Here is a 22,887-nt window from a genome sequence, read left to right as displayed (position 1 = left end):
CGAGCAATTGAGTTGCCACGCGAGTTAATTATCGGACATGCGGAAGCTATTGTGCATATCCATGCTCACGGTGTATAACACAGCGCTGAGCAGAGCATCAGTCTCTTTCTTCAGACGCTGCGTGAGCGCAGTATTAGATGCTTCTAGAATCTCATGAACTTCACTATTAGCCGTGGATGTATCGGAGGATCCAAGTCGTGCAACTTGCTCATCTGCAGCGGCGACAATACGGTAACCTTCGGCACCGGTTTTTTGTCTGTAGCTTTCTACAGCATTTGCAGTGCTGGCATATGAGTGATCGCACAGCGCCGCGATAATCCTATTGGCCCAGTAGAAGTTTTCTGTTGTCACTCGGTCAGTTGTGCCCTCAAGATATTCAGGAGTGTGCTCCACATTGGCGAAGAACGGTACCAAAGTATTAAAGGCGTTAGAACCATAAGCAATCCATTGCAGAGAACGGCACGATTCTGGGCGATCAGGGCGAATTTGCATCACCGCCAGCTGGCTGTTGCGGTTGATACCAATTGGGCGAAACATGCCGCGCGTCTTCTCGTCACCCTGATTGCCGTAGGGATCGTATTGAGTGCCTTGATAGTGCGATGCCAATACATAACGAATATCTTCTATAGTAATTTTGCGCTCAGGCTGGCGTCCCCAAGGAATATCATCCGACATCGGCGTGTGAACAGCATCGGGGCCGTCCCATACTTCATCATAAGGATTCAAGTATCGCTGCATATACCAAGCCCGCGGCGTGTTATACACATGATCCGAATCTGAATGCGACCCAAAAGCATCGCGAGGATTGAAGAGTGACTCGTGCTCAACAGCTACATCAAGGTGATTGCTTTCGATAAATTCGCGCAAATCTTCGGAGCATAGATGAGACTCCTGCTCACCGAAAGCGTCCTCTATATCGAATTCATCAATACCTAGCTGGTTCGGCATAGTCACATATGCTTCGTCTGGAACTCTTTTGGCAATCCAGTGATGGCCCCCTACTGTTTCCAGCCACCAGATTTCATCGACATCGCTGAACGCTATGCCATTCATCTCGTATGTACCATAGCGTTCAAGCAAAGCACCGAGCTTAAGCACGCCGTCTCTAGCAGAATGAATGTAGGGCAGGACTAGGGTGACCATATCTTCTTCACCGATACCTCCCGCGGTTTCGGCTTGATAATCTGCTTCGCCTTCCCTACCGCGAGCGGCCACATATTCAACCAGCGGGTCAGCGCCGAGCACACGCTCATTACTGGTAATTGTCTCTGTGGCGCTCATAGCCACATTTTCAGCATTAACTCCAGCCTCAGCCCAGACACCTTGTTTTTGAACTGCATCAGACATCGCGGTGTAGCGCAAAGGCTTTTGCTTCGCGTACTCAAGATCTAAATCAATGCTTAAGTGACTGATGACGCTGGTATATTTGCGTGGCTGATCTTCAGGACGCACCACCACAAAACGCTTTGCAGTGAATTCTCCATCACTTGAATCTTCATTGCGGGCGATAATCGTAGACCCGTCATAGCTGACATTTTTGCCTACCAGAATTGTGGTGCAGGGCATGCGTGGCTTCCTTTCGACAACGACTCACGCTTTCTCTGCATACTGTAGCGCTCAGCTATGCCAAAAGTGGTGTCAGACCCCGCGTATTACGCTCTACTTGACAAGAGCACAGTGGCACTTACACGATAAGCGTCTGCTTCGCGCAAAGCGCGCTGCAGACCATTGAGCCAAAAACCTCTACGTAATCCCTCAAGCTTGTGAGTACCCGCCCATACACGCAACAGATAATCGTGCGCATGATCTGGCGGTTGCGGTCCGTTGTAATTCATAATGATCTCTGGGTCGCTGTTACCAACAAAAGGCGATGCAGCTGAAGTACGTCCTTGTATTGCTGAAGGGGCAATTGTTCGCTGAGTGCGTGAAAAATCGGCAGGAATAGACACCGTAGCTGATTTGTGTCCAATCTCAGATATCAACGCGTTGGCTACAGCCCAATGAATCCATTGGAAGCCACACACCGGAATCGAATCTGGATCCACCAATTCCCAATGCAGCACTGTACAGTCTTGAGGAATATCCTCAAGCCTAAAGGGGAACGAGACTACCGGCACACCATCTATACGCCCTGATGCATCCGCATACTTGCCATATTGATCTGGTATCTGCGTGAAATCAGTGGAAATTCTCATATCTCCAGTATGCCATTATCTGGATTGAAGAGAACTGCACCACAAAATCAGCATGTATGAGCACACAGCGCACTGTTGCTGTCCTGATGATGCAGCTATCTCATAACGCACTGTTTTTAGACGACTAGAGCCGAGAAGAGAGCTTCAAAGACCAATTGCGGTGCTACATTGCCAGCCATACGGCGGCGGGCGGTGGCAATATGCTCCAAACGAGCGATTGCCTGTGCACGATTGAGTCGCACCGAGAGCTCAGTAATTGCTGTGCGGTTCTCCAAATTGATAATGCCTACAGCATCTTCGGCATTATTCTGCAACACACAAACATCTCGATACACACTGGCGATAGAGTTCAACGCTCGATCCAGCACATCGCGCGAGCGACGTGTCACTCTTCGCCGCACATCGTCTTTGGCGCTAATTGCGTGGTATGCGGAACGTAAATTTGACGGCATACGCTCGTTGTGATCCAAACCGTTTATGTTGCGAAATGAATGTTGCTCTGCCTCAATCTGTGCTGTGATATCGTCTTGCGCTTGTTCTCGCGCACTTGCAATAAGCCCCTCGGCTAGCATCACTGCGTCTGAGGTTCTCGACATATTGAGCACCCCAACCACTAGCGAATCGCGGTCGGCCATTACCCGCTCATTTGTGGCGTACAAACGAGCGATACCGATATGCCCTTCGGCCAGACGTGCCGCTCGTGCTGAAACATGTGGATCTGCATCTGTATGTTGTTTAAGAAATTCCGCAACTGCGGCAGTAGGGGGAACTGCGAGATTCACGATTCTGGTACGAGAACGAATCGTAGGCAGCACGTCTTGTGGGCTCGGTGCGCACAATAACCATATGGTGTGCTCAGCTGGTTCCTCAATCTCCTTAAGCAACACATTAGTGGTGCGTTCCATCATTCGATCAACATCTTCGATAATGATGATTCTCCACGGAGCAGTGCTGGGCATCTGTTCGGATGTAGCAATCAGGTCACGTACTTGATCGATACCAATAGTCACTTTATCGGTGGCGAGTATGGTCACATCCGGATGCGTTCCTGCTAGAACTTGCTGAGTTACCTTAGTCGGTTGCGACTCTAAGCCGTGATCTGGGCTCTCCATTGCTGCAGCGAATGCTCGGGCAACATTAGACCTTCCTGATCCAGGAGGTCCGCAAATCAACCACGACTGTGCAAGAGCATGTTGACGGGCATCCTGTGCTGACGAAAACTGAGAGGCCTGAGAAATCCGTGACAGTAAATCCACCACAGGTTGTTGACCAACGATGGCATCCCAGACGCTCATCAGAGCCCTTCCTCTGCATGTTCGCAAGAGCGGAGTTCCTGTAACAACTTATCGAAATCGTGTTGAATGGTCTGCCACACATCATCAACTGTCTGATTTGCATCCAATACTAGAAAACGTTCAGGCTCAGCCTCAGCCAGTTTCAAAAACTCTTGGCGAGTACGTTGCTGAAAAGCATCGCCCTCCACTTCGAGCCTATCAAGCTGATGTTGCAAACGAGCATGGGAGAGTGCAGGGTCCATATCTAAGAGATACGTCCTTCTGGGCATTAAACCACCGGTCGCCCAAGCACTTAAAGCTCTCACATCATCAATCGTTAATTCGCGACCACCAGCTTGATATGCCAAAGAGGAGTCAACATAGCGGTCACTAATCACTAACTCGTCACGATCTAACGCGGGTCGAATCATCTGAGAAACATGCTGCGCACGGTCAGCAGCATAGAGCAAAGCCTCCGTCCGCGGGCTGAGGTCCTCGCTCTCGTCAACGACATCCGAGCCTCCAGCAACGGCAAATGATGGGAATGCAGCAATGCCATGCAATACCAATTCGCGAATCGCCAGACCTACAGGAGTTCCACCAGGCTCCCTTGTCAGCAAAGGGTGTTGGCCTTGCGACAAGGCATACGCTCGTAGACGGTTCACCTGTGTGGTCTTACCTACGCCGTCAACACCTTCAAAGGATATAAACAAACCCGCCATAGCCTCTCACCCACGCTTACTAACAGTCGCTGTATCACCCTTTGCAGAGGCTGATCTCGCCTTAGACTTTGCTGATGATTTGGCTTTGGTAGAGGTCTTTGCAGTAGTTCTGCTTGTTGACTTGCTTGAAGTTTTAGTCGCTCTCGCAGTTTTACTTGTTTTCCTACTTGATGCTGTCGTAGAACTCTTCTTACGAGTACTGCGCCCTTTCCTCTTCACTGGTCCTGCAGCACGTTTCTCTGCTAATAAGCGGAACGCTTCTGCAACTTCTATGGACTCGGGAGAATATTGTTTCGGCAGAGTACGGTTAGTTTCTCCATCGGTGATGTACGCGCCATAGAATCCATCTTTGATGGTAACATTCTTGCCATTCTCAGGATCTGGGCCCAATTCACGCAACGGCGGCTTCGCGGCACCTCGTGCTCTACGACCGTACTTAGGCTGAGCAAAGAGTTCCTTAGCCTTGTCGATATCGACGGTGAAAATCTCATCCTCACTGGCGAGGGAACGGGTATCTGTGCCTCCACCCTCAGCAGTTTTAGTCAGATAAGGACCGTATCGTCCGTTGTTAGCAGTCACCACTGATGGCGTTGTTTTACCACTTTCAGCATCTTGCTCATCAAGAGTTCCGACGGTTCGCGGAAGTTCCAAGAGACGAAGGGCATCTTCGAGAGTCAAGGTTTCTGGATCCATGGTTTTGAATAATGAAGCCATTTTGGGCTTGTCAGGCGTACTTTTCTTGGCACGCTTCTTTGGTTTATCCGCAGCAGTGCTCTGTTCGGATTCCTTGGCTGGATCTTGAGCTTGAACGAGCGCGACATATGGGCCAAAGCGCCCTTTGCGCACCTCAACGCTTCCACCGGTTTTGGGATCTTTGCCCAATTCACGAGGACCTCCGGCATTATTGGCTATCAACTCATGACCGGCTGCAACTGTCAACTCGTCTGGTGCAATGGTATCGGGAATCGATGCACGTTTCGGGTTGCCGTCATCATCAAGTTCAACAGTATCCTCGAGGTATGGGCCATAGCGGCCAACCCTGACCTGAAGACCACCACCAATTTCGATAGTATTAATCGCTCTGGCATCAATTTCCCCGAGCTGTGCGACCTGTTGCTGTAGCCCCTCACGGGCCTCGTCAGTGCTGTGTGCCGACTCTTCTCCACCACCGAAATAGAAACGGGTAAGCCAGTCCTGCCCGCTCTCCTTGCCGTGGGCGATCATATCCAGACCATTTTCCATCTGGGCAGTGAACTGATAATCAACGTATTTCGGGAATTTACTTTCTAGAAGTTTAATGACAGAGAACGCCAGCCACGAAGGAATCAGTGCGCGCCCTCGTTCATAAACATATCCACGGTCAATAATTGTCGAAATAATGCTTGCGTATGTGGAAGGTCGGCCAATTTCCCTAGCTTCCAAAGTTTTTACCAGCGTGGCCTCGGTGTATCGGGCCGGTGGTTGGGTCTCGTGACCATCTGCTTGCAAGTCGGTGGCGTGGAGCAGATCGCCCTTAACCATGACTGGCAACGACGTATTGCTGTCATCTGCAGATTGAGAATCAGCATCCTTCTTGTTCTTCTTCTCAGTCTGAACCGCATGGCGACCTTCGCCCAATGCTTTCAAGAAACCAGGAAACTCGATAACTGTGCCAGAAGCTTGAAATATTGCAGTACCATGGCTTTCACTCTCTGCCGCGATTTTGACCGTGGCCGTGGAACCAGTGGCATCAGCCATTTGAGAAGCCAAGGTTCTACGCCAAATCAGCGTGTACAACTTCAACTGATCTGGGGGAAGTCCCGCGAGTTCATCGGGGGATCTGAAGTGCGATCCCGCAGGACGAATGCACTCGTGTGCTTCTTGTGCTCCTGCTGTCTTGGTGGTGTATTGCTTCGGTTTATCAGAAAGATAATTCTTGCCGAAACGTTCTTGTACGCTTTCACGAGCTGCAGCTATAGCTTCTTGAGACAAGGTAACCGAATCAGTACGCATATAGGTGATATAGCCATTCTCATATAGCCCTTGCGCAGCGCGCATGGTTGAACGAGAACTCATCGCTAGCCTATTACCTGCAGTCTGTTGCAACGTTGAAGTGGTGAATGGTGGCTGCGGGCGGCGTCGGTAGGGTTTAGTATCCATCCCCTGCACCATGAAATCTTTGTCTTTGAGCTGATTAACCAACGCTTCAGCTTCGTCCTGACCAAGGCGCACCGCGGCATCGCTAATGGCAGCTGAGGTGGGTTTACCAGCTTCGTCGAAATCCTTCGAAACTGCTAAACGTTTACCATCAATCTGCACAAGTCGGGCATCAAATCCTTGAGAACCTGCCTCTTCACCATCTTTGTTATTGGTGTTCAGAGAAGCTACTACATCCCAATAGGAGGTGCGAACAAAAGCCATACGCTCGCGTTCTCGCTCGACAATCAGTCGAGTTGCAACCGATTGGACGCGGCCAGCACTCAGACCTGGACCAACTTTGCGCCACAGCACAGGAGAAAGTTCATAACCATACAGGCGATCTAGCACGCGACGCGTTTCTTGAGCGTCAACCATATTGCCGTCTACATCGCGGGTCTGATTCAACGAAGCACGAATCGCTTCAGGTGTTATTTCATGGAATACCATGCGCCGAACAGGTACTTTTGGCTTTAAGGTCTGCACCAAATGCCAAGCTATCGCCTCGCCCTCGCGATCCTCATCAGTTGCTAGGAAGAGTTCATCAGCTGATTTGAGTGCACTTTTTAGCTCAGCGACTGTTTTTTTCTTATCACCATCAACTATGTAGTAGGGGGTGAAGCCGTCCTGCACATCAACCCCGAATTTACCGAACTGCGCTTTTTTCGCAGCTGGTACCTGTGAGGGCTGCGCTAAATCACGGATATGTCCGACGGATGCCATAACGGTATAGCCGTCGCCGAGGTATCCGCCTATTTTCTTCGCTTTAGTGGGGGATTCCACAATGACGAGCTTTGAGCCGGTTGCCATCGACATCTCCTTATCATCTGTCGTCTTATCGCAGGTAATCATACCCACGCGACGTGTAAGACAGTACACATCGGTGTTCCGAACGCTGGATTACCAATCTTAGGCTGCTGTCTTCGGAGGTGCTGGAGGTGCTCCAACAAGACCGATTTTGCTCAGCGGCGACGCGGTCAGGTGACGCATTGCCAACAACAAACCGAACGTGAAGGACGTAAGGCCAAGTTGCACCACCATGAAAGAAATGTGAGCACCAGAACGTGCCCATTGTGCGCTGAACTGCAGACCAGGTTGTATCTGCCATGCCACATATGCACCATAAATGAGAGCCACTACACCAGCCGTAATCATCACGCTTGAAACTATTTGCACACTGGCGGATGAAGCCCGCGTCCCCGCAGCATCCATACCGGATTTTCGCGTGAATGCCAACATAATAAAGGCCACTCCTAATGCAATCAGCAGTGCCATAATGGTGTCAGTTGGCCGATGCCACTGCCCGTCTACCACGGAAAGCGCCACGAGAAATGACAACGCTGCCGCAAGTATCGCTGCAGCTGCACGCCAGACACGCGGTACTGAACACAGCAGTACGACACCAGCAGCACAGGCAATCATCGTGTGGCCTGAAGGCGCCGAATTACTCTGGCTAGCAAGCGAGTTGATGAGAACAGGTCTCGGCAATGTTGACTTCAGTACACCGGGCAGCACTGCGCATAAGGCAACCACAACCACCATCTGCCCAATAAGCCACCACCTTTTGCGCACCACCGCCACCACAAGAGCAATAATCGCGAGTACACCGACCACAACAGGTACGGCATACGTTGAAGTGAACAAGCTCATCGCTGGAGCCAACCATGCAGGAACTGCACTGTGGAAATGAGTCCAGACTAAATCGTCGTATTCCTGGCCGGTAACCGTACGAACGCCGAGCCACCAGACTAGTACCGCACAGCATAACAACAGCACACCAATCACAGCGCAAAGAATTCTCGACGATTGCCGCGGACGAATTGTCAATGGATCTGTCCGAGCCAGCTGCGAACCCAGATCCTCTACGGATTCCGCAGTTTCATCCTTCTGCTGCCCTGATACTGGTATTTGTGAAAAGTTGCTCATAGTTATGACTGTAAGGCTCTCGACCCCCAACTTGTTACACGACTACCAAATCCTGCACATCGTTCACAGGATTCAGCGCTGCATACCAGACTCCTAAGCGTTGCTGTACATCACACCAGAGCACGACCGGTACCAGCAGCTAAGAACAGCATCACTAGAAAATAGAAAACTCCTACGCACCCGTCAGAGGCCACTTACCCTTGCTGCATTCCTGCCCTGGGGGGATTGGGTGACATAACGCCACGTAGGAGCAACGACCATATTACCCGAAGACCTGACTATCGCAAATCTACATTCACAGCATTCACATACCGTAGCGCCGACCGACACGGTAGTTCGTGGAATGTACTATGAAAGTACTTCGCGTGGATGCGAACGATGGACAGATGAAGTAATACCGGCACAGTCGATATGAGCAAAGGGTATACATGAACGCTGATTTAGTCATTGTAGGCGCAGGATTATTTGGACTCACTATCGCGCAACAAGCAGTGGAACACACTGGCGCCACAGTGGAAATAATTGATATTCGCGACCATATTGGCGGCAACGCCTACAGCTATTTCGATGAAGAAACTGGCGCAGAAATTCACCAATACGGCGCACATCTCTTTCATACTTCCAATCAGCGTGTTTGGGATTATGTCAATCGCTTCACCAGTTTCACCAACTATGTGCACAGGGTTTATGCGACTCACGAGGGTGAAGTGTTCCCCTTGCCTATCAACCTCGGTACAATCAACCAGTTCTTTCACGCTCATTACACGCCTGCTGAGGCCAAAGCTTTGCTGGATGAGCAAGCAGGTGAGTTGGCAGGTACCGATCCAGAAAACCTCAACGACCAAGGAATCAGCCTGATTGGCCGTCCTTTGTATGAGGCCTTCATCAAAAACTACACTGCCAAGCAATGGCAGACCGACCCGAGCCATCTACCGGCATCGATTATCAAACGTTTACCGGTCCGATTCAACTACAACAATCGCTATTTCAAAGACACTTGGGAAGGGCTTCCCACAGACGGGTACACCGCATGGTTCAAGCGCATGATTGACGACGAGCGCATCCATGTGCATCTCAACACCGACTTCTTTGACAACAGCCAAGCACTCAATAAGGACGCGCTGGTTGGAAAGGTTCCTGTGGTGTACACCGGCCCTGTCGACCGCTATTTCGACTACTCATTAGGCGAACTGAAATGGCGTACCGTCGAGTTTACTGAACGCCGGTACGACGAAGGCGATCATTTCGGCTGCCCAGTCATGAATTATCCTGATGCAGATGTGCCATTCACACGAGCTATCGAATTTAAAAATTTCAACCCCGAACGCCGCGAACAACAGAATGCCAACAAAACAGTAGTGTGGGAAGAATATTCGCGATTTGCACAACGTGGAGATGAACCTTACTACCCCGTTAATACCGCCGAGGACCGTAATCTATACAACGCTTACAAGCAGCAAGCTGCCGCAGAGTCCAAAGTTGTTTTTGGGGGCAGACTTGGCACCTATGCGTATTACGACATGCATCAGGTTATTAATAGCGCTTTGACGTGCTTTGAGAAACAGATTTTGCCGCTTATCTGAAAAAATCCCTACACCAACAAGACCGCTGCGCAGATTGTTCGGCTGCCCTCACAGCATCTTTCTTATGGGAGTAAGGCTGCTACAGAGTACATCGCAGCCTGGCAGAAGTGCTCTCTCGTTTGTGTAGGGATCACAAGCAATACATTGGCCCTTAAACCCAATATCTCAGCGGGTTCAAGGGCCAAATGCAGTTAATGGCAGCTATGCGCTATGCGCGCCATACATCTTTGCCGGCAGCCTTCGCTGCTTCGACATCGGCATCAAGCTGATCTTCAGTGGACTCTACGCGGCCCTCAATGAATTCCTCCACCAAGCGACGTGCTTCATTATCCTCGTGCTGCACAGCTGGAGACTTCATAAAGTATGAGCTCGGAGCCAGAATTGGACCGCCGAGATGACGATCCATGGCAATCTTCGCTGCACGCACTGCATCGATGACGATACCTGCCGAGTTCGGCGAATCCCACACCTCAAGCTTGTATTCCAAGTTCAGAGGAACATCGCCGAAAGTGGTTCCTTCCAAACGGACAAAAGCAAACTTGCGATCGTCAAGCCAAGCTACATAATCTGAAGGTCCAATATGGACGTTGCGCTCTTCCAGCTCGTGTGGGACGACTGAGGTCACTGCACGAGTCTTGGAAATCTTCTTGGATTCAAGACGTGAACGCTGCAGCATATTCATGAAGTCCATGTTGCCGCCAACATTCAACTGGTAGGTGCGATCGAGACGCACACCACGATCCTCGAACAAACGAGCCATCACGCGGTGAGTGATAGTGGCACCGACTTGGGACTTAATATCGTCTCCAACAATCGGGACACCAGCATCGCGGAATTTCTGTGCCCACTCTGGGTCGGAAGCGATAAACACCGGGAGGCAATTCACAAACCCGCATCCGGCTTCCATGGCTGCTGTAGCGTAAGCCTTATCAGCCTCTTCTGAACCAACAGGCAGGTAGCTGACGAGAATGTCGACTTTCTTGTCCTTCAGGACTTTCACCACGTCAACTGGCTCGGCCTCAGACTCAGTAATCATCTGGCGGTAATACTCCCCCAGACCATCATTAGTCGGTCCTCGCAGAACCTCAACGCCGAGATTCGGGACTTCAGCAAACTTGTAGGTATTGTTCTGAGAAGCGCCGATAGCTTCGCTCAGATCTTTTCCAACTTTGAGGGTGTCAACATCAAAAGCGGTGACAAATTCGATGTCGCGGACCCGATATCCACCGAAGTTGGCGTGCATGATGCCCGGGATTTTTGCGCCGTCTTCGGCATCCTTGTAATATTCGACTCCCTGCACCAACGACGAGGCACAATTGCCTACGCCAGCAATAGCAACGCGGATACTCATAAAAAACTCCTCTTACCTGAAGATGTGGTACTTCAACCCTTAATCATACATATCCAAGCCTGTAACATGCAGTCAGGGAGAGTTGTTGGCTTGAGTTAATCTCATTTCAAGCACTTTTATGATAGAGCATTCGTTCGCAAAGAACGAACAAAACGTACAAGAATCATGGATATTTCGCCACTCAAAGCCCACTTCTCAAGAGCGCAGGTTAGCGTGGTGGGCATGTCATCTCAGACCCGAAGTGTCAGCTCGAAGGCGGGACGCTCTAAAACGCAGAGTCCACAGGCAAGTAATTCGAATAAGAATAAGGCCTCGCGCAACTCTGCGCCCCGTCGTTCGTCCAAACACAGCAAAGCCAAGAAACCCCACAGAATACTCAAGTGGATACTTGGTATTTTCGCGTTCTTATTGGTGTCAGGTGTAGCCGCATTTGCCTACCTCTACATCACTACCGACGTACCCGAACCTGGGGCCATGGCTCTGGCACAAAAAACGACTGTGTATTATGCGGATGGTAAAACACCAATTGGCTCATATGCAGAGCAGAATCGTGAAATTATCGACTGCTCAACACTGCCAAAATACGTAGGAAATGCCATTGTGGCTTCAGAAAATCGCAGCTTCTACCAAGACAATGGCTTAGATCTCAAAGGCATTGGTAGAGCTTTATTTAACAATGTCACACAGGGAACTCGCCAAGGCGGTTCGACCATAACCCAGCAGTATGCAGAACGTTATTATTTAGGTGAAACCACCAGCTATACCGGTAAATTGAGAGAAGCACTACTCGCGCTCAAGATTACTCAGACACAAGATAAAGACGCCATTCTGTGCAACTACATGAATACGATTTATCTCGGTCGTGGCGCTTATGGCATACAAGCGGCAGCACAAAATTACTTTGGTAAAAGCGCCAAAGACCTCACTATGCCAGAAGCAGCAATGCTTGCCGGAATAATTCCAGCTCCAAGCACGTGGGACCCTGCTGTGAATGCTAAAGAAGCCGAAATTAGATTTAAACGCGTGCTCAATATCATGGAGGAAGATCAGTACATCAGCGCCAAAGATCGCGCAGCTGCCACCATGCCAAGTACTATCAAGTACACGCAGGAAAATGTATATTCCGGCCCCAAGGGTTACCTGCTCAACATGGTGAAAAGTGAGCTCGTATCAAATAAGGCATTTACTGAGGAAGAATTGGAAACAGGCGGCTACTCGATTGTTACCACCATTGACAAATCAAAACAGGACTTGATGTATCAGGTGGCCAGCCCAACTGCCGACGATAAATCTTTGCCTGACGGTGTGCAAGTTGGTGGCATCAGTATCAATCCTAAAGATGGGTCAATTATCTCGCTGTATGCGGGTGACGATTATCTCAAACATCAGCTCAACAATGTTTCACAAGCAACCTTCCAAGTAGGTTCCACTATGAAAGCTTTCACGTTGCTGGGCGCCATTCAGGATGATGTAAGTTTGAGCACCACTTTTAATGGCAATTCTCCGCGCACCTTCTCTAGCGTCGGAAAATCCGTAGCCAACTCGGGCTATGTGAGTTATGGAACAGTAAATCTCTATTCAGCAGTTGCTCACTCAGTCAACACTGTGTTCATGGATCTCAATCAACATGTCACAGCAAAGAAAACCGCTGAGATTGCGCACAGTGCCGGCATCACTGGAAAAATTGATGACACCACAACCTTTAATGCACTCGGTGTTGACGCATTGAGTGCACTAGACCTCACCAGAGGATACGCAACAATCGCCAATGACGGTAACAAACCCACCTTGCACATTGTTAATACGGTTAATAGCTCTGCCAACAAAGAGTTGTATAAAGCATCGACGAAAACCGAACAAGTTTTTGATACCAACGACGTGGCGTTATTACAAAAAGCACTCACCGGCACCATCCGTTACGGCACCGGAAAAGCTGCAAATTCTATTAGTAATACTCTGGCTGGCAAGTCTGGAACCGCTAATGATGACACAGCTGCTAGCTTTGTTGGTTTTACACCTTCAGTGCTTACCACTTTTGGCATCTGGTATCCAGGGTCAGACGGCAGCGCGCAAAAGGTACCCACATTTAGCGGTTATCCTCACGGATCGGGGTACCCAGCCCACCTCTTTGCTCAATACATGTCTCAGGCCCTATCTGGGGTTGCTGACGAGGAATTCCCAACTGCCACTGACAACGGCAAAGTTGGGGGCCCTGACGGCACGTGGGGATATGGAAGGGCGAGTTCATCCTCCTCCTCGAGTGGATCTCAAAGCAGCCGTCAGCCGTCAGCTAGCAGCAGTAGCTCGTCAAGCGCTACCAGCTCTGCTTCACCGTCACCATCGACGTCGTCAACTTCCAGCTCTGCATCATCCTCGTCCACAACGAGCACGCAAAGCAGCGGCGGCACAAATAATGACGGCACAACAAATGGTAATTCAAATAACGATTCTGGCAATAACAACTCAAATAACCAGGGACAAGACACAGGAGCCGGTAACGGAGGATAATAATCATCTCACGGTTTCATTATTTGGTGCCCCAATTCTTTTACAGAATTGGGGCACCAAATAATTTCTTACCGTTACTACACACTGCCTGTTTCGAGCGCTGGTCAAGGAGTACCGCTGCATATACGAAAGTGTGCATATCAGCACGCGACGCGCAGATTGTGCGTTCGCTCACGTGCCGATATGCACACTTTCCTTGTATTTGAGTACTAGTCCTTAGCGCTCGAAACGATTGACCGCGGAGATAATCGCCTTCAACGTGCTAGTAATCACTGAGGAATCGATGCCCACACCCCAAATCACACGCTCTTGAGCGGGTTCTCCTACTTTGCACTCCACGTAGGAAGCTGCGAGCGCATCTGAACCAGAGGTCATAGCATGCTCCACATAATCTTCGACTGAGATAGTCAAGTCAAGAGCACTCAGAGCATTGAGGAAGGCGTCAAGGGGACCATTGCCTTTACCCTCTATCTGACGCTCCACCGGCTCATCAACTCCACTCAGACCGCGATCCAGAACGCTCGCCTTCAGCTCAGTATCGGAACCATCCTCACCCGAGCTCACGCTGACTTTCAGCAGCTTGAGACGACCCCACTGGCTCAGACTTGAATCCTCACTGTCAGCGACTGCACCCGCCACAGCTGTACTTCCTGATTCTTCAACAGGAAGATACTCATCCTTGAAGAGTCTCCAGATATCTTCGTCACGTACCTCACGCTTCGTTTCATCGGCAAAATGCTGGACGATGCGATCGAATTCAACTTGTAGACGCTTGGGAAGGTCAACATGGTGATTGGTCTTCAACAGGTACGCCATGCCGCCCTTGCCAGACTGCGAGTTGACACGAATGATGGCTTCATAACTACCGCCAACATCCTTAGGGTCGATAGGCAAATATGGAACAAGCCACAGATAGTTATCGATATCTGCATTATCTCGTAGAGCAGCTTGCTGCCTTGCTTCAAGACCTTTTTTGATTGCATCTTGATGCGAACCAGAGAAAGCAGTGAACACAAAGCTGCCGACATAAGGATGACGCTCTGAAATCTTAATCTGATTACAGTACTCAACCGTTCTGCGGATTTCTGGCATATCAGATAGGTCAAGCTGTGGATCTACACCTTGCACCAAGAGGTTCAAAGCAACCGTACACACATCAACATTGCCGGTCCTCTCACCATTACCTAGCAGACACCCTTCAACACGGTCAGCCCCAGCGAGCACACCCAGCTCAGTAGCAGCTACTGCCATACCTTCGTCATTGTGTGGATGCAAGGAAAGCACCACAGAATCGCGTTCATTAAGGTTGTTGGACATGAACTCGATTTCGTCTGCAAATACGTTAGGCGTAGTCATTTCCACGGTATTCGGCAGATTGATGATGATTGGATGTTCAGGGGTAGGTTTGATGACATCGATTACAGCATTACAAACTTCCAAAGAATATTCAGGCTCAGCACCCGAGAATGATTCAGGAGAATATTCGTAGAAGAGCTCAGTTCCCTCAGCATCAGCCTCCAAAGATTTGCAGAGTGTAGCTGCATCGGTGGCTAGCTTCTTGATAGAAGCTTTGTCCTTACGAAACACCACCTCACGTTGGAGCACAGATACTGAATTATAAAAATGTACGACAGCGCGTTTTACCCCGCGCAAAGCTTCGTATGTTTTGCGAATCAGATGCTCACGAGCTTGTGTAAGCACCACAATGGTCACATCGTCAGGAATCAGCTCACGCTCAATCAACAGACGAATAAAGTCATAATCAGTTGACGATGCCGAGGGAAATCCAACCTCAACTTCTTTGAACCCCATGCTCATCAGAAGATTCCAGAACCGCAATTTACGTTCAGGATCCATCGGATCGACCAGAGCTTGATTGCCATCGCGAAGATCCACAGAGCACCAGCGAGGAGCTCTTTTCAAAATCTTTCCAGGCCAAGTCCGATCAGGATAGTCGAAAGGCACTTGCTTGTTGTAAGCAAGATACTTGGCATATGGCATGTTGCTAGGCCGTTGAGGGGCGCCCACGAATCGCGCTGGGGGCAGCAGTCGGTCATTATTCCCTCCGTTGGAGCCCGCCGCAACTGCGGCTAAATCAAACACGGATGATTGATTCCGATCCATACTTCCTCCTTTGCTTTCTGAGATGAATTCACACCACAAACGTGACACTCTGTCACGCCACAAATGACCATCCTACAATCTAGACAAATTCAGCAGGCGCGGACGTTCACATTTCATTAAGGAATTTGAGCAATTACAACGCTCGACGGCGCTGCAACTGCTTGGTGTAATGAGTAGAAGTGTCTACGTTGTCAGTGGAAGAGACTGATTCCGCGGCGTGCCTGACAATAGGCGTTCCCCAGCCAAGTATGTTTGGAATTTGGCCACACCGATCCCAGGCGAGGAGCGTTCTGACTCATCCAGATACTCGGCACACGTCCATCTGCACTACGAGAACCAAGCAGATTAAAACCATTTTTCTCACGTAACCACTCAGGGTGTTGTGTTGCAATTGCCAGACCCTCCTCAAGAGTCAGAGGCAAACGGTTGTCGGAGTCTATGAGCTTACGCGCCACATCTGGCTCGCGGTTGACGTAGGCCGTGCCAGTGTGTGGTTCTATGACTAAATAGAAAGGGCCCTCTGGCGGTTCAAAACCGTCTTGAGGCAGAAAGCTGATGATGTCTCGCGGTGGCATGGTGGTGAAACCTGCCATGCGGTTAATGCTGGTACGCGAAATCAACGATTCAGGCGACACCAATTCTCGAGTCGGCACCAACAAAATCGACTCCCCTAAATCATGGCGTTCCAAGGCTTGAATTAGAGGTTGAGCTAGGGCACGAAACGATGCAGCACCAATATCCGCCACATCTGGGTACCCTAGCGCCACAATACGATCCAATTGACGTTGTGCTTCCTGCGACGCTTTCGACATATCCCCAGTATCTCACCATCGTGATGCAAACTTCATCTATAGTTTCCCGCACGGATGATGTTAGTACAGAGCTAGCATTCTCTAGGGCATACACAGCAGGGACATAAATCGCACCATGTGTACGATTTATGTCCCTGTCAACTTAGAAAACTGCTCAATTCTGAAAAATGATATTTAGAGTTGATCGGCAAAATGCTTGCGCACCAATACTTCAGCGATTTCAATGGCGTTGAGTGCTGCTCCTTTGCGCAGATTGTCATTGGCAACAAAGAGCGCTAAACCTTTATTGTCGTCAACAGCCTGATCCTGACGAATACGCCCGACAAAACTATTATCTTTGCCTGCGGCCTGCAAAGGGGTAGGAATATCACTGAGTTCAACGCCAGGTGCATTGGCCAGCAGCTCACGCGCTTGATCGGGAGTTACTGCTGAAGCAAATTCAGCATTCATGCTCATACCGTGCGCTGTAAATACCCCTACACGCACACATGTGCAGGAAGCAGCAAGATGAGGCAGATGAAGAATCTTGCGACTTTCATTACGTAACTTCTGCTCTTCGTCAGTTTCCTCACTCCCATCATCTACAATCGCGCCGATAAATGGCACGGCATCAAAAGCGATGGTCCGAGCAACTTTAGTTGGTTCTGGAAAATCGATGGAAGAACCATCGAATACCAACTTGTCTGCGCCTTGATCAAGCGCGGCCTGCGCCTCATTCTTCAGCTGCAGCACACCGGCACGCCCAGCACCTGAAACTGCCTGATATGACGAAACGATGAGTCTGGTGAGACCAAAGGCATCAGCTAAAGGTTTCAGCACAGGCATACATGCCATGGTTGTGCAATTAGGGTTAGCAATGATACGTCCGGGAACGTCATTCAAATCATCCGGATTCACTTCCGCAACTACCAGCGGTACGTCATCATGCATACGCCATTGAGAGGAATTGTCTACCACGTAGCTGCCTTCAGCAGCGAAACGAGGAGCCCACAACTTTGAGGTACCGCCGCCTGCGGAGAAAATAGCGATATCAATATCTCGCAAATCAGCTTGCTCGACATCCTCAACCGTGATGTCGTGACCTTCCCATCGCAGATTCTGTCCCGCGGAGTGGGATGAAGCCATAAAACGCAATTCTTTCACTGGAAATGCACGCTCAGCTAGAATGCTGCGCATCACCATACCAACTTGGCCAGTGGCACCTAGTACCGCAACATTCACACCGCGATCATTAATCCTTGCCATTTCAGCGTCCCGTCCCTCCGTAAACAACAGCTTCTATTTGTTCAGCATCAAGATTAAACGCTGTGTGAATTGCTCGCACTGCGTCATCCAAATCTTCCAATGGCACCATCGCTGAGATACGAATTTCTGACGTGGAAATCATCAACACATTAATATTCTTTGCGCTGAGTGCTTTAAAGAAGGTCGCTGTGATCCCAGAGTGAGTTTTCATGCCAACACCCACTAAAGTAACTTTGCCAACTTGGGTATTAACTTCAAGACTGTCATACCCCAACAGTCTCGCCTGCGATTCCATCAAAGTCTCAACTGCATCGGTTTGAGCCTGAGGCATGGTGAAGGATATATCAGCAGTGCCAGTGGCAGCACCAGCCTGAACAATCATATCGATGTTGATACCACCCTCTGCGAGGATGGTGAAGAGCTGAGCTGCAACTCCGGGAAGGTCCGGTACTGCACGAAGTGTTACCTGAGCCTCACTACGATCGTGTGCCACACCAGAAATAACCGGAGACTCGGGGCCATTGAGGTCTGGGAACAGCTCGCCCATTGATTTGTTCTCATCGTTATTATTCATGAATCCGCCTCATGTTTGCTGTGTTGTTCTGTTCTAATCTTCGGTGTGACATGTTGCATCTACCCGTACTATCACGAATAGTTTGGCACGATTTGTGGGTTCATACCCTGCGGCACAATCAATGTTCCAGAGCGATGGGAAAACGAGCTGCGCACATGGATTGGCATGTGAAAACGCTGAGCATACTCTACGCATCGCAACGCTAGAATCTTTGACCCTGAAGCTGCCATTTCCATCATCTCTTCGTAAGAAATAACTGGAATTCTGCGAGCTGTGGGAACAATTCGAGGATCGGCAGTAAACACACCATCCACATCTGTATATATTTCGCACACATCAGCATGCAGAGCCACTGCCAACGCCACGGCAGAAGTATCAGAGCCGCCCCGCCCGAGAGTGGTGGCATCACCATCTGGGTTCACGCCTTGGAATCCTGCAACTATGCCGACCTCACCATTGCTGAGCGCTTCAGCTACACGATGAGGATGCACAGCGCGGATATGCGCTGCTCCATATCGTGCATCAGTCATAAAGCCTGCCTGTGAGCCAGTAAATGAATGAGCTTTATCACCTTGCGCATGGATTGACATGGCTAGCAGGCTCATTGAGATACGTTCACCTGCAGTCATCAACATATCCATCTCACGAGCAGGAGGGTTGGAATCCATATCCAGCGCCTGATCGATAAGGTCATCAGTGGTATCACCCATTGCAGAAACCACTACAGCAACATCATTACCAGCCTTCTTGGTCGCAATGATGCGTTTCGCAACGCGTTTGATGGAATCTGAATCCGCGACGGATGATCCGCCGTATTTCTGAACGATAAGGGCCACTTCTATCCAATCTCGCAGCTGGTGTTGCACCGCTTCGCGACATTTTATGCAATTGGGACGATTATAGATGTCAGGGTACCCTCACCAAGGTTAACTCCCAACATATGAGCACCGACACCGCATGAATGCCAGTGTGTCATCAGACGCTGCGACGTCCGGCAAGAGCGCGACCAAGTGTGATTTCATCAGCGTATTCCAAATCACTACCCACGGGCAGCCCACTTGCCAAACGAGTAACTGTTAATTCCAACGGTCCAAGAAGTCTATTGAGATAAGTAGTTGTGGCTTCACCTTCGATGTTGGGATCAAGGGCAAGGATTACCTCGCTCACCTCATCATCTTTGAGTCGATTCAGCAGTTGCGCAATTCGTAGATCTGCAGGACCAACATTCGCCATTGGATTAATAGCACCACCAAGAACGTGATACAAACCTCTAAATTCGCGCGTGCGTTCAATGCTCATCACATCTTTGGGCTCCTCGACCACACAAATAACACTTCGGTCACGGCGTGGATCCTCACAAATTGGGCAAGGACTGCTCTCACACACGTTTCCACACACTTCACAGAATCGAACTTTCATCTTTACTGTAACGATTGCATCAGCAAGATCCTGAGCCTCTTGCATATCAGTTCCCAGCAAGTAAAAGGCAATTCGTTGAGCACCTTTAGGACCTATCCCCGGCAGCTTCGCAAAATCATCGATCAAATCTTGGATTGCACCGTCATATGCCAAAGCCATTACTCGTGTCCTTGCTGCTTGTGGTGTTCAACATTGATTGGGTTAAGAGGATCATCAGCCTCATACGTCTCAACCTGTTTAACGTCGAAGAGCCGTTTAATCTCTTCAATATCCAACACATTGCCACTGTTTAGACTTTTGTCTTGCAAAGTGTAAGTATCATCATCTGCGTCGACCTGCGGAGCAGATGGCAGCGCATCAACGGGACTCCCCGCACTATTTGTCAGACTCGAAAGATCGTTTTGTGCAACGTCAGAGTGCGAAGCAACGACTGAATTCTGCGATGCCTGATTATCTCCATCGGATGTTCGGACTCCAAGGAAATGCTGTCCGGCTTGCAAGGTTGCCTTTGAAGAAGCTGACGTCTCATCTGATGCTGCTGGGGCGTGTACCGCGGATTCCTGATCTGTCTGTGGTGAAGGATCAGTAGGATTCAGCCAGGGGTCATCATCATTTGATAAATCCGGCACAGCAACGACTTTTTTTTCATGCGTTGCTTGATGCTGCCCACCATCTGCCCGACCGTGTGGAATCGGCTCCTGTTTAGCAGCGCCGACAGTCCTATTGCCTTGTGCAGCAGGTGCCGGAAGCGCCCAAGGGTCGTCCTCTACACCTGAGGAACTTGCCTCAGCACCCTCTCGGTGATGTGATGAGTCGGATTCATGTCCAGCCTCATCGTGTTTTGCATCGGTGGATTGTCGAGAATTCTCATGCCCGCGTTGCGTCGATATCGAATCTTGTGATGCCGGTGATATGCCAGATTTTGTATTGAGGTTTGGTTCAGATTCTTGATGGACTGCGACGCCAAGTTGAGTTGCAGAAAGTCCGGCCTTCTCAAGGGCAATGCGGCGTTTAACATCAGCTAGCTGCTGAGGGGACATTTTGCGCGTCGATTCCACCCGTTTTCCATCAGCTGCGGTTGGAGACGGCGCGATAAAGGTGTCTGGCCCAAAGGAATGTTTGACCATCAGCAACACAATTTTTGGAATACTAGTCTCTCCTTCGACGCTTTCACTCGCCACTGCTAATGCAAAGGCGTGCTGGCTCAAAGGCGTATCAAAGGTCATACGCAGACGCTGCCGACCCGTATTCGCAACATCAAGTGCAACATCAGGAACTTTTGCTCTGACTACGTATGCCCTGACATCAGCCGGCAAGGATTTGACCACAGAATCCCACTGCTCATCAACACTTGAGAAGGTCTGCTTCTGTTGTGCTGTCACTTGTGCATCCGCTTGCGTAGTCTGTGCAGTCTGTGTAGTTTGCGCAGTCTCAGCAGCAGCTGCTGTTGCTTGTGACACCGGTACTGCCTGTGCTGCAGCAAGAGGTAAGGCATGCGGTTCTGCTTCAGCACCACTGCTAGTATCACCCGTTGTTGTGTGAATTGCCGTTAGCCTTGCCTCAGCATCATCTGTTGATTTCGGCAAATTGTCGACTGTGGAAGCATGCGCTGTTATAGCAGTCGTTACAGTGTCAGAATCCTGGCGAAGTTTGGCAGCATCATCATGCTGTTTTGCCATGTGCGAGTTTATATCTTCACTCTTGCTTCGGCGAGAACCAATGAACCCACCTCCCTGAGCTCGATGCGCAGGTGAGCTGTCTCGCTCTGATGCTGATTCATGAGCTACAGCAGGTGTAATAACACCATCTCGCTGAGCGAATCGATATGATAACAATCTGGCAGCCAGAAGCTCCAAACGCATACGCGGTGAGGTTGCGCCACTCATCGAGGCAAATGTTTCATTGATGATTTGCGCAATCTGAGTGAGAGAATCTAAACCAAGGCTCGAAGCTTGTCGCTGCAATTGTTCAATGTTTTCTGCTTCAGCCCCATCACTCAAGACGCTTTGAGCGTGAACTCCCCCGAGCGTGAGCACCAGTAAATCACGAACTCTGGCTAACATATCCTCTACGAAACGCCTAGGGTCAAAACCTCCCACGACGACTTTCTGCACCACTTCATACAGACTTTCACCATTGCACTCGATAATCGCGTCAATAGCGGCACCTATCAGCGTTTCTGGCGTGAATCCCAGTAAAGCGATCGCGGAATCCTGAGTAATCGTATTATCTTGCGCGCCAACCATCAATTGATCTAGGACTGAGAGCGTGTCACGCATAGACCCACCGCCGGCCCTCATCGCGAGTCGCAGCACACCAGATTCAGCTTCGATGCCCTCCTTAGAGCACACCTCTTGCAAGTATGGACCCATAACTTCGGGAGGAACCAGACGGAAAGGGTAATGGTGTGTACGCGAACGAATGGTTCCAATGACTTTTTCAGGCTCAGTAGTAGCAAAGATAAACATCACATGCTCAGGAGGTTCCTCAACAATCTTGAGCATAGCGTTGAAACCCTGTTGAGTCACCATATGCGCTTCGTCAAGGATAAATATCTTGTAACGATCACGAGCGGGGGCAAAGCCTGCGCGTTCGCGCAACTCCCTAGCATCATCGACACCATTATGGCTCGCGGCATCAATCTCCACTACGTCGATGGAACCCGGACCTCCAGTTGCCAGATCCTTACAACTGTCACATTCACCACATGGGTGACTGCTTGGCCCTTTTTCACAGTTCACGCATCTCGCGAGAATTCGAGCACAACTAGTTTTTCCGCAACCTCTGGGGCCTGAAAATAGGTAGGCATGCGTTAATTTTCCTTGATCCAATGCACGCCCAAGCGGCACTGTCACTTGATTCTGTCCGATTACTCCGTCGAAAGAATCAGGACGGTAACGTCTATATAATGCAAGAGCCATATTTCTAATCTACCGTTCCTCTTCCACATCCCAATTTGCGAGCGCTAAGAACAAGCCC

Annotated in this window: 16 protein-coding genes and 1 other RNA gene; 2 read left to right on the top strand and 15 right to left on the bottom strand. The window is 49.9% G+C overall.

What is annotated here, in order from left to right:
- Positions 1–24 precede the first annotated feature (24 nt).
- From LKI20_RS02350 to ffs, 7 genes are all read right to left on the bottom strand, one after another.
- Positions 25–1,566, bottom strand: a complete 1,542-nt coding sequence (locus LKI20_RS02350) for a C69 family dipeptidase (RefSeq protein WP_291769337.1) — start codon at positions 1,564–1,566, stop codon at positions 25–27.
- A gap of 86 nt (positions 1,567–1,652) precedes the next feature.
- Positions 1,653–2,195: a YbhB/YbcL family Raf kinase inhibitor-like protein gene (locus LKI20_RS02345; protein ID WP_291769333.1), complete on the bottom strand. Its 543-nt coding sequence runs from the start codon at positions 2,193–2,195 to the stop codon at positions 1,653–1,655.
- A 116-nt stretch (positions 2,196–2,311) separates the two neighbouring features.
- On the bottom strand, positions 2,312–3,490 hold the full coding sequence (locus LKI20_RS02340) for a DNA polymerase III subunit delta' (RefSeq protein ID WP_291769329.1): 1,179 nt from the start codon (positions 3,488–3,490) through the stop codon (positions 2,312–2,314).
- On the bottom strand, positions 3,490–4,191 hold the full coding sequence (gene tmk, locus LKI20_RS02335; RefSeq protein ID WP_291769325.1) for a dTMP kinase: 702 nt from the start codon (positions 4,189–4,191) through the stop codon (positions 3,490–3,492). Before tmk ends, LKI20_RS02340 begins: the two co-directional genes overlap by 1 nt.
- 6 nt (positions 4,192–4,197) lie before the next feature.
- The gene (gene topA / locus LKI20_RS02330; protein ID WP_291769319.1) at positions 4,198–7,176 is read right to left on the bottom strand and encodes a type I DNA topoisomerase; all 2,979 of its coding nucleotides are present in this window, start codon (positions 7,174–7,176) and stop codon (positions 4,198–4,200) included.
- A gap of 99 nt (positions 7,177–7,275) precedes the next feature.
- Entirely contained in the window at positions 7,276–8,292 is a 1,017-nt protein-coding gene (locus tag LKI20_RS02325) for a phosphatase PAP2 family protein (protein ID WP_291769316.1), read from the bottom strand.
- A 163-nt stretch (positions 8,293–8,455) separates the two neighbouring features.
- An RNA gene (gene ffs / locus LKI20_RS02320) (signal recognition particle sRNA small type) lies at positions 8,456–8,546 on the bottom strand.
- 174 nt (positions 8,547–8,720) lie between these two features.
- Between ffs and glf the strand changes: the two genes are divergently transcribed.
- Entirely contained in the window at positions 8,721–9,875 is a 1,155-nt protein-coding gene (glf, locus tag LKI20_RS02315) for a UDP-galactopyranose mutase (protein ID WP_291769313.1), read from the top strand.
- 208 nt (positions 9,876–10,083) lie between these two features.
- Here the strand turns inward: glf and LKI20_RS02310 are convergent, their stop codons facing one another.
- On the bottom strand, positions 10,084–11,226 hold the full coding sequence (locus tag LKI20_RS02310) for an inositol-3-phosphate synthase (RefSeq protein WP_291769311.1): 1,143 nt from the start codon (positions 11,224–11,226) through the stop codon (positions 10,084–10,086).
- A gap of 165 nt (positions 11,227–11,391) precedes the next feature.
- Here LKI20_RS02310 and LKI20_RS02305 point away from each other — a divergent pair, with 165 nt between their 5' ends.
- Positions 11,392–13,734 (top strand): transglycosylase domain-containing protein, encoded by a 2,343-nt coding sequence (locus tag LKI20_RS02305; RefSeq protein WP_291769308.1) that lies wholly within the window; start codon positions 11,392–11,394, stop codon positions 13,732–13,734.
- 216 nt (positions 13,735–13,950) lie between these two features.
- Here LKI20_RS02305 and leuA read toward each other — a convergent pair whose 3' ends face one another.
- The 7 genes from leuA to dnaX form a co-directional block, all read right to left on the bottom strand.
- Positions 13,951–15,858, bottom strand: coding sequence for a 2-isopropylmalate synthase (gene leuA, locus LKI20_RS02300; protein WP_291769305.1), 1,908 nt, complete (start codon positions 15,856–15,858; stop codon positions 13,951–13,953).
- A 191-nt stretch (positions 15,859–16,049) separates the two neighbouring features.
- Entirely contained in the window at positions 16,050–16,670 is a 621-nt protein-coding gene (locus tag LKI20_RS02295) for a DUF5701 family protein (RefSeq protein ID WP_291769301.1), read from the bottom strand.
- 174 nt (positions 16,671–16,844) lie between these two features.
- Positions 16,845–17,915: an aspartate-semialdehyde dehydrogenase gene (locus LKI20_RS02290; RefSeq protein ID WP_291769298.1), complete on the bottom strand. Its 1,071-nt coding sequence runs from the start codon at positions 17,913–17,915 to the stop codon at positions 16,845–16,847.
- A 1-nt stretch (position 17,916) separates the two neighbouring features.
- Positions 17,917–18,489, bottom strand: a complete 573-nt coding sequence (locus LKI20_RS02285) for an ACT domain-containing protein (protein WP_291769295.1) — start codon at positions 18,487–18,489, stop codon at positions 17,917–17,919.
- 71 nt (positions 18,490–18,560) lie between these two features.
- Positions 18,561–19,325, bottom strand: coding sequence for an aspartate kinase (locus tag LKI20_RS02280; RefSeq protein WP_291769292.1), 765 nt, complete (start codon positions 19,323–19,325; stop codon positions 18,561–18,563).
- Between the two features lie 139 nt (positions 19,326–19,464).
- Entirely contained in the window at positions 19,465–20,067 is a 603-nt protein-coding gene (recR, locus tag LKI20_RS02275; RefSeq protein ID WP_291769289.1) for a recombination mediator RecR, read from the bottom strand.
- Positions 20,067–22,829: a DNA polymerase III subunit gamma/tau gene (gene dnaX, locus LKI20_RS02270; protein ID WP_291769286.1), complete on the bottom strand. Its 2,763-nt coding sequence runs from the start codon at positions 22,827–22,829 to the stop codon at positions 20,067–20,069. Before dnaX ends, recR begins: the two co-directional genes overlap by 1 nt.
- Between the last annotated feature and the right edge of the window lie 58 nt (positions 22,830–22,887).

The organism is Bifidobacterium sp., from assembly GCF_022647885.1.
In the GTDB taxonomy this organism is placed as follows: domain Bacteria; phylum Actinomycetota; class Actinomycetes; order Actinomycetales; family Bifidobacteriaceae; genus Bombiscardovia.
Note: the sequence above shows the minus strand (reverse complement) of the source record. Positions and strands in the feature narration are given on the sequence as shown.

What these genes read in the sequence shown, in the direction of transcription:
- LKI20_RS02350 (WP_291769337.1), bottom strand. Translation starts at nt 1,566, where the DNA reads ATGCCCTGCACCACAATTCTGGTAGGCAAAAATGTCAGCTATGACGGG.
- LKI20_RS02325 (WP_291769316.1), bottom strand. Translation starts at nt 8,292, where the DNA reads ATGAGCAACTTTTCACAAATACCAGTATCAGGGCAGCAGAAGGATGAA.
- leuA (WP_291769305.1), bottom strand. Translation starts at nt 15,858, where the DNA reads ATGGATCGGAATCAATCATCCGTGTTTGATTTAGCCGCAGTTGCGGCG.
- recR (WP_291769289.1), bottom strand. Translation starts at nt 20,067, where the DNA reads ATGGCTTTGGCATATGACGGTGCAATCCAAGATTTGATCGATGATTTT.
- tmk (WP_291769325.1), bottom strand. Translation starts at nt 4,191, where the DNA reads ATGGCGGGTTTGTTTATATCCTTTGAAGGTGTTGACGGCGTAGGTAAG.
- LKI20_RS02340 (WP_291769329.1), bottom strand. Translation starts at nt 3,490, where the DNA reads ATGAGCGTCTGGGATGCCATCGTTGGTCAACAACCTGTGGTGGATTTA.
- LKI20_RS02345 (WP_291769333.1), bottom strand. Translation starts at nt 2,195, where the DNA reads ATGAGAATTTCCACTGATTTCACGCAGATACCAGATCAATATGGCAAG.
- LKI20_RS02285 (WP_291769295.1), bottom strand. Translation starts at nt 18,489, where the DNA reads ATGAATAATAACGATGAGAACAAATCAATGGGCGAGCTGTTCCCAGAC.
- LKI20_RS02295 (WP_291769301.1), bottom strand. Translation starts at nt 16,670, where the DNA reads ATGTCGAAAGCGTCGCAGGAAGCACAACGTCAATTGGATCGTATTGTG.
- LKI20_RS02305 (WP_291769308.1), top strand. Translation starts at nt 11,392, where the DNA reads ATGGATATTTCGCCACTCAAAGCCCACTTCTCAAGAGCGCAGGTTAGC.
- glf (WP_291769313.1), top strand. Translation starts at nt 8,721, where the DNA reads ATGAACGCTGATTTAGTCATTGTAGGCGCAGGATTATTTGGACTCACT.
- LKI20_RS02290 (WP_291769298.1), bottom strand. Translation starts at nt 17,915, where the DNA reads ATGGCAAGGATTAATGATCGCGGTGTGAATGTTGCGGTACTAGGTGCC.
- dnaX (WP_291769286.1), bottom strand. Translation starts at nt 22,829, where the DNA reads ATGGCTCTTGCATTATATAGACGTTACCGTCCTGATTCTTTCGACGGA.
- topA (WP_291769319.1), bottom strand. Translation starts at nt 7,176, where the DNA reads ATGGCAACCGGCTCAAAGCTCGTCATTGTGGAATCCCCCACTAAAGCG.
- LKI20_RS02310 (WP_291769311.1), bottom strand. Translation starts at nt 11,226, where the DNA reads ATGAGTATCCGCGTTGCTATTGCTGGCGTAGGCAATTGTGCCTCGTCG.